This window comes from Iningainema tapete BLCC-T55 (assembly GCF_014698965.1).
Lineage (GTDB): Bacteria > Cyanobacteriota > Cyanobacteriia > Cyanobacteriales > Nostocaceae > Iningainema > Iningainema tapete.
In genome coordinates, this window is sequence record NZ_JACXAE010000075.1 from 98833 (window position 1) to 105005 (window position 6173).

A 6173-nucleotide genomic window follows, 5' to 3' on the forward strand; every position below is an offset into this window, starting at 1 on the left:
AAAGACGCACTTCTCCTGCTGCCTCCCTAATATTGTAAGGGTTATTGTCCACAGTCCACGCAAAATGTCACAGAATCGACAGACAAGCAAGCTATAGCTTCCTAGCGTGGAGTAATTATATAGGAGTTTGTCCGGTTATGAATAGTTCTTTAACCAAACCATTAGCTGTAGTAACAGGTGCCTCTAACGGCATCGGCTACGAACTCGCCAAACAGTTCGCCCAAAACGGCTTTGATCTCCTCGTCACAGCTACCGGAGCAAGTATCAACGAAGCTGCTCAAGCCTTTGAGGAACTAGGTGCTAAGGTGGAAACGGTACAGGCGGATCTTGCCACTTATGATGGGGTGGAGACGCTCTACAACAAGATTAAGGCAACTAACCGACCTGTAGATGCGATCGCAATCAACGCAGGTGTTGGTGTTGGTGGTGAGTTCGCCCGCGAAACTGACCTAAAGGACGAGCTTAATCTCATCAATTTGAATGTGGTATCGACCGTACATCTTGCCAAACGGGTGGTGAAGGACATGGTTGAGCGCGGCAAGGGTCGAATCCTCTTCACTTCTTCCATCGCCGCCATAATGCCAGGACCGTTTGAGGCAGTCTACGCAGCTTCCAAGGCGTTTGTACAATCTTTCTCGGAGGCATTACGCAATGAGTTTAAGGATAAGGGCGTCACCGTCACCGCACTCATGCCCGGACCGACCGATACCAACTTCTTCCACCGTGCGGGTATGGATGATACTAAGGTGGGTGCAGGTCAAAAGGACGACCCGGCTCAGGTTGCCAAGCAGGGTTTTGAGGCTCTGATGGCAGGTTCGGATCACCTGATTGCAGGCTCTCTCAAGACGAAGATTCAGGGTACTGTGAGTAAGGTCTTACCTGATACAGTCAATGCCGAACAGCACCGCAAACTTACTGAGCCAGGAGCGGCTAACAAGTAATCTGCTGGTATCACGGGTGCGATCGCTCTGGATGTGCGATCGCACGGAGTTCTCAACAACTACGCTACTAAACCCAAAGTTTACTATGCTGAATATCCAGCAATTTGGGAACAACGCAAATATGTTTTACAAGGCGTTTTAGCTACATTATTAGTCACTGCCCTAGTTGTAGCCGCTTTTGCTGCTAGCTAACATCATTATTCGGCATTTCCCATCATCATTTGACATAGCTGATATGACTTTAGGTACAATCAATCACTTATCTTTGACGGTTAGCGATCGCTCATTATCCGAGCCATTTTACGATCAAATTCTACAATTTATGGGATACCACCAAGTAGAAAGGCATGAAGAATTTACAATGTGGTGGCAGGAAAATGCAGGAGCGTTCTTGATTTACGCTCAAACGTCCGGATTCTCCCAACAAAACTCATCATCGCTACTCACCTGGACTTCATCACCTTGCTTTCAATGCCCAAAGTCGAGAACAAGTTGATCGACTGTACCAACTAGTTCTGGATATAGGTGGTACTGTACTTGATCCACCTGCTGAGTACAATCACTATGCACCAGGATATTATGCATTGTATTTTGCCGACCCAGATGGTATAAAACTAGAATTCGTTCATATGCCAAAACAACAAAATTTGGGGACGTGTGAGACTGAGGTTTGAACCTCAGTTTGAAAATTCGGTAATTAAGCCAAGTCAAAAACGTCGTTATTGACGATAACTATAGGTTCTAAGTCAAAGGTAATAATTCCCGACAAAGCTTTCCAAGTCAAAGCACCAACAACTCCATCAGCTTTCAATTTTTCTGCTTGTTGAAACTTGATTACAGCAGCTTTTGTATTTGCGCCAAAAATACCATCGGTGCGAATTCCAAAACCTCCGGGTACATTCCACACTACTCCGTGATCTTTGTTGATTTCATCGGCTTGCTGCAATAATGTCTGTAGCTTTTCGACATCATTGCCTTTGGAACCTTCTTGTATAGTTTGTCTCTGCGATACCCACAGCGCACGTTGTATGGCGGCTTCTGTCTCATATCCCACAATTCCGTCATCTTTGACGGCATTCTTTTTCTGAAAATTGATGACAGATGCTTTGGTTTGAGGACCAAAATTACCGTCTATTGCACCAGCGTAATATTTGAGTGTTTTCAAGCGTTGTTGAAGTTTGGTAACTTCTGCTCCTTTAGAACCTTCTTTTAAAGTGACAAAAGTATCGGGCATGTATTTCTCCGGTTGTTTAGCTCGTGAAGCTACACTTGTTTGGTGTAATTTGCTTCAGTAGTTTTCGTGTATATTTACAACCTCAAATTTTAGATTCCGGAAATATTCTCAAAATTGACCGTATTTATCCAAAATTGGTCATACGCTTTGTCGGTTGGCGAGCGCCTTATATTATTTCATGCGCATATTTTAATACAACTACTTAGGTAAAGGCGAACAGCCCACTCCTACTCAATTCAATCCTACGAACGTCAGGGTGTATTTTATGTTTAATTTCACCTACTTATTTGTTAGGTTTTGAGATGATAATTTGTTTAGCTATCGCCACTACTCCTTGACTAAAAGGATGATTGGGGTAGCGTAAACAGAAAATATCGCTACTAGCTAATTGAACCATTTCTTCAGCAAGAGGAAGAATACCAGCAACTTTCGTGTTGTAAGCCATCTCCACCTGTCGCCGTAAAGCATCTAAATCAAAATCTGGTAGCACCTTATTAACTACCAGTAGCATCTGGGGTATCTCTAACTGACGAGCCACATCTACAGTTACAGCAGTACCTTGGAAATCTTGACGATCTGGACGCAAAACTACAATTAAACTATCAGAAATCGTGATTGAGAGTAAAGTTTCCTCATTAAGCCCAGGATGGGTATCGATAAATAGATATTCTAGATTTAGCTTTTCAATTAGCTCTTGAAACCCTTCGTTAAGTAAGCCAACGTCATATCCTTCACGTAAGACTCTGGTAATCTCCTCAGTTTTGAGAGCAGAAGGGATGAGGTAAATAGCTGTATCTTTCCTCACAGCATTCTTCAAAGCAAAACTGACATCATAAGCAGTGTCTTCAATTTTACAGCGACCCCATAAATAATCATTAAGGGAACGCTCCATCACCTGCTCGTCAAAACCAAACAGAACGTGAATCCCTGGTGATTGGATGTCTGTGTCAACAATACCAACGCGATGTCCGAAGCCAGCAACACAAGCAGCTAGATTAGCAGTCATATTTGATTTCCCAGTTCCTCCCCGGAATGAGTGAACAGAGATAATTTTGGACATAACTAACCTCGTTTACACCATATTTAGCATAGAACAGATGTTGTTGGCGATCGCTCTCTACGCCCCAATCTCACCTTTTCAGACTTTTACCGACTTATTTAGATAACTTTACAAAAATATTACTAGAAAAGTCCTTACTCCTTATGACGTTTTCATGCTGCTCCTAAAGAATTTGTAACTTAAATTAGATTCAAGTAACAAACATCAACGCAATTAATCAAAACGAGGACGTAAATTATCTTATGCTACAAGAACTTATTTCTAACTCGAATGGTTCTCTCAACACAAATAGTACCACTAACAAACGCACTAACTTCTACAAAGATTTAGTAGCAGATTATTCTCGACCTGGACTTGTAACTACATCTGTAGCAAAAAAACTGATTGAGGAAGGTGAAAAGTTTGTCGCAATGAAAGAAAAGACATTGCCACAAATCGATTTTGACTATACTCTTGAAAAAATTGAACAAGAAAACAAGGAATGGTGGCCTACTCATTGTGAAGCTCTGCGGCAAGGAAGAGGTGACATATTAACTGGTGAATACCGTGATGATTTGGTTTATTTGTGCCAGGATGGTCCGTATCACGGTTTAGAACAACAAAAAGAACGAGAACAACATTGGTGGGCATTAATTGCACAACCAGGTGTGACTATGTGCTGGCCTATTGTCATGTTTCACGGTGAAGTTACTTACTTTGAATGGAAGTGTGTAGATGATGAAACCAATGAGACAATTGCCAAGGGAAATGTTACTTGGGTACGCCGTGGTCATCGCGGTGGATGCTATCTTAAAACTGAGCAACTGACTTTCTATCGTGATGTTTTTGCCCCAAGTGGATTAATAAATTTAATCACCACAATCTAATCATAAAACACTTTTTTTACTTCTCAAGAATACGCGGAGCTAATCATGAAAGTAAGCACAACGAATCAACCAAAGTTAGACATAATTCCTCTAATTAAGAATAAACAACCTATTAAATCTGGATTAGGTCATTACCTCCAAGGAATTCAACACATCGGGATCACTGTTTATGACCTGGATAAATCCCTAGAATTTTATACAGAGGTATTAGGAGGAAAGTTAGTTATTGCAGAAGATGGTTTGATGGGTGAAGGGATGCAAAATACTCTCTTTCAAAAAGAGGAACTGGATGCAATTACCAAAGGAATTGACCCAAAAACTCTTGATATCCCCACTCTTAAAGATTCTCAAAACGCTCTAGATATTAAGTTTATTTCCTTTGGCAACACTTGTCTTGAATTGATTTATTTCCGAGATGCAGAGAATTCTATCTCTCATTCTTCTGTTGGTAGCATTCCTTCCCACATTGCTCATGTAAATGCCATGCACCTGTCTTTTCATGTTAAAGATGATGTGGATTTGAATGTTTTTGCCAATCTCTTAGAAGAAGAATGTGAAAAGCGAGGAATAGCAAATGTTATTTGCAATCGCATAATTCAAGTTAAATCTGAAGCAGAACGAAGAAAAGTTGCTCTCAAGTACAATTCCACCAAATTTTGGCATGAACCATATATAACAGAGGATGAACCAGAAGATTTTGGTGAATTTGAAGGCTGGGCGCTATTTTACTGTAAAGGACCAAGTGGAGAACAGTTGGAATTTAACCAAGTAACTCGTAAAGTTAAAGGACATTTTGCTCAAGCACAGCAGGAATATAAAATTGCTAACAAAACATGGAAGGAATAATATGGTATATACATCTGTAATTAACGGTAGAATTGGCTCCCCAATCAAGGGTAAAATTGGTGTTTTAATTGAGGAGCATTTCGATCAAACTGAATTTCGCAAATTTAATGAGTACTTTCCCAAGCGAGGCTATCAAGTAGATTACATTTCTCATCTTTGGGGTAATTCAGAGTTAACTTTTGGTGGAAATCCTGATAATGGTGTGGTTGAAGACTATGTGACAGTGACAATGGAAGTTAATGACATTGACCCTTCTGATTACAAAGGTATTATTTGTATTGGTGCTTATGCTATGGATCGTCTGAGGTATCAGGTTTCTGTGCGAAAAGGTCAGAAAAATCAAGCTCCGGCGGTAGTTTTTTTGCGGAAGGCTATGGAGACTAATGGTTTGAAGTTAGGGGCGATATGTCATTCTTTGTGGCTTTTCTGTGCTGATTCAGATTTAATTAAAGGTCGTCAAGTTACTTGCGCTCACAATATTATTTGTGATGTGGAAAATGCGGGTGGTGAGGTTGTTTATGAGGGTGATGCTACTGCTGAGATTGTTGTTGATGGGAATTTGATTACGGGGAAGCATCCTGGTTTTGTTGATCGGTTTATGGAGGTGTTTGTGGAGGAGATTGAAATGAACCGCATAGCCCCAGGTTTAAACCTGGGGGAAGCAGAGTACGCAGACAGAGAAGAGGATTTTTGTCTGGTGCGTTAACCCTAAAAAAACAATGTAGAGACGTTCCATGAAACGTCTCTACTTAACGCAACAGACGCAGATTTATCTTATTTAGGAGAGAATGTTATGGAGCACATGAGTTTTTCTTTTGCTGATGCGATCGCAGGTTATGTCACTTACTTTAACCGCAGCGAGAGATGCTTTGGAGTTAGGACTTCTCATGGACGTGAGTACCAAGCGTATCTGACTCCAAGTGCTTATGGTCGGATTACACAGAATTTGGAGGAGCCGTATAATGATTGTACTGCTCGGTTTGGGGAGATGCTATCGCCTGGGCAACATGTGTTTGCTTATGGTATTTTCTATCCGCAGGGGCAGGAGTACAAGTTTGAGGTTAAGTCTGTTGTTTTTCCTGGTGATGCACCTGGTAAGTATCGGCATGAGGAATCGGATTGGTGGGTTAAGCAAATTCGTTCTATTGCTCAATACCGTTGCCAATTTACGAGGGTTCAACGCCCGTAGAAACAGGATGAATACGTCCTAAAGAAGTAAGCTTGGC

General features: G+C 41.3%; 9 protein-coding genes and 1 pseudogene. 8 read left to right on the top strand and 2 right to left on the bottom strand.

Translation table 11 applies throughout. The features are described from left to right. Nucleotides 1-137: 137 nt before the first annotated feature. The 4 genes and pseudogenes from ICL16_RS24655 to ICL16_RS45950 form a co-directional block, all read left to right on the top strand. Complete coding sequence (locus tag ICL16_RS24655; protein ID WP_190833186.1) at nt 138-941, top strand: SDR family NAD(P)-dependent oxidoreductase; 804 nt, start codon at nt 138-140, stop codon at nt 939-941. Nucleotides 942-974: 33 nt separating this feature from the next. After that, entirely contained in the window at nt 975-1133 is a 159-nt protein-coding gene (psb34, locus tag ICL16_RS24660; RefSeq protein ID WP_337907114.1) for a photosystem II assembly protein Psb34, read from the top strand. A 43-nt stretch (nt 1134-1176) separates the two neighbouring features. Further along, nucleotides 1177-1437, top strand: coding sequence for a VOC family protein (locus tag ICL16_RS45945; protein WP_238360936.1), 261 nt, complete (start codon nt 1177-1179; stop codon nt 1435-1437). Beyond that, nucleotides 1418-1615, top strand: a pseudogene (locus ICL16_RS45950) (VOC family protein); the annotation flags it as partial. The gene ICL16_RS45945 and the pseudogene ICL16_RS45950, both read left to right, overlap by 20 nt. Before the next feature lie 23 nt (nt 1616-1638). Here the strand turns inward: ICL16_RS45950 and ICL16_RS24670 are convergent. Together ICL16_RS24670 and ICL16_RS24675 are read right to left on the bottom strand one after the other, a co-directional pair. Next, entirely contained in the window at nt 1639-2175 is a 537-nt protein-coding gene (locus ICL16_RS24670) for a peptidoglycan-binding domain-containing protein (protein WP_190833187.1), read from the bottom strand. Between the two features lie 283 nt (nt 2176-2458). Further along, a complete protein-coding gene (locus ICL16_RS24675; protein WP_190833188.1) occupies nt 2459-3235 on the bottom strand; it encodes a MinD/ParA family ATP-binding protein in 777 nt (258 codons plus the stop codon). Nucleotides 3236-3477: 242 nt separating this feature from the next. Between ICL16_RS24675 and ICL16_RS24680 the strand changes: the two genes are divergently transcribed. The 4 genes from ICL16_RS24680 to ICL16_RS24695 all read left to right on the top strand — a co-directional run bounded on the left by ICL16_RS24680 (nt 3478) and on the right by ICL16_RS24695 (nt 6136). Beyond that, complete coding sequence (locus tag ICL16_RS24680) at nt 3478-4101, top strand: hypothetical protein (RefSeq protein ID WP_190833189.1); 624 nt, start codon at nt 3478-3480, stop codon at nt 4099-4101. A 45-nt stretch (nt 4102-4146) separates the two neighbouring features. After that, nucleotides 4147-4947, top strand: a complete 801-nt coding sequence (locus tag ICL16_RS24685; RefSeq protein WP_190833195.1) for a VOC family protein — start codon at nt 4147-4149, stop codon at nt 4945-4947. Nucleotide 4948: 1 nt separating this feature from the next. Further along, a complete protein-coding gene (locus ICL16_RS24690) occupies nt 4949-5653 on the top strand; it encodes a DJ-1/PfpI family protein (protein WP_190833197.1) in 705 nt (234 codons plus the stop codon). Between the two features lie 87 nt (nt 5654-5740). Then, nucleotides 5741-6136, top strand: a complete 396-nt coding sequence (locus ICL16_RS24695) for a hypothetical protein (RefSeq protein WP_202895706.1) — start codon at nt 5741-5743, stop codon at nt 6134-6136. Nucleotides 6137-6173: the final 37 nt, after the last annotated feature.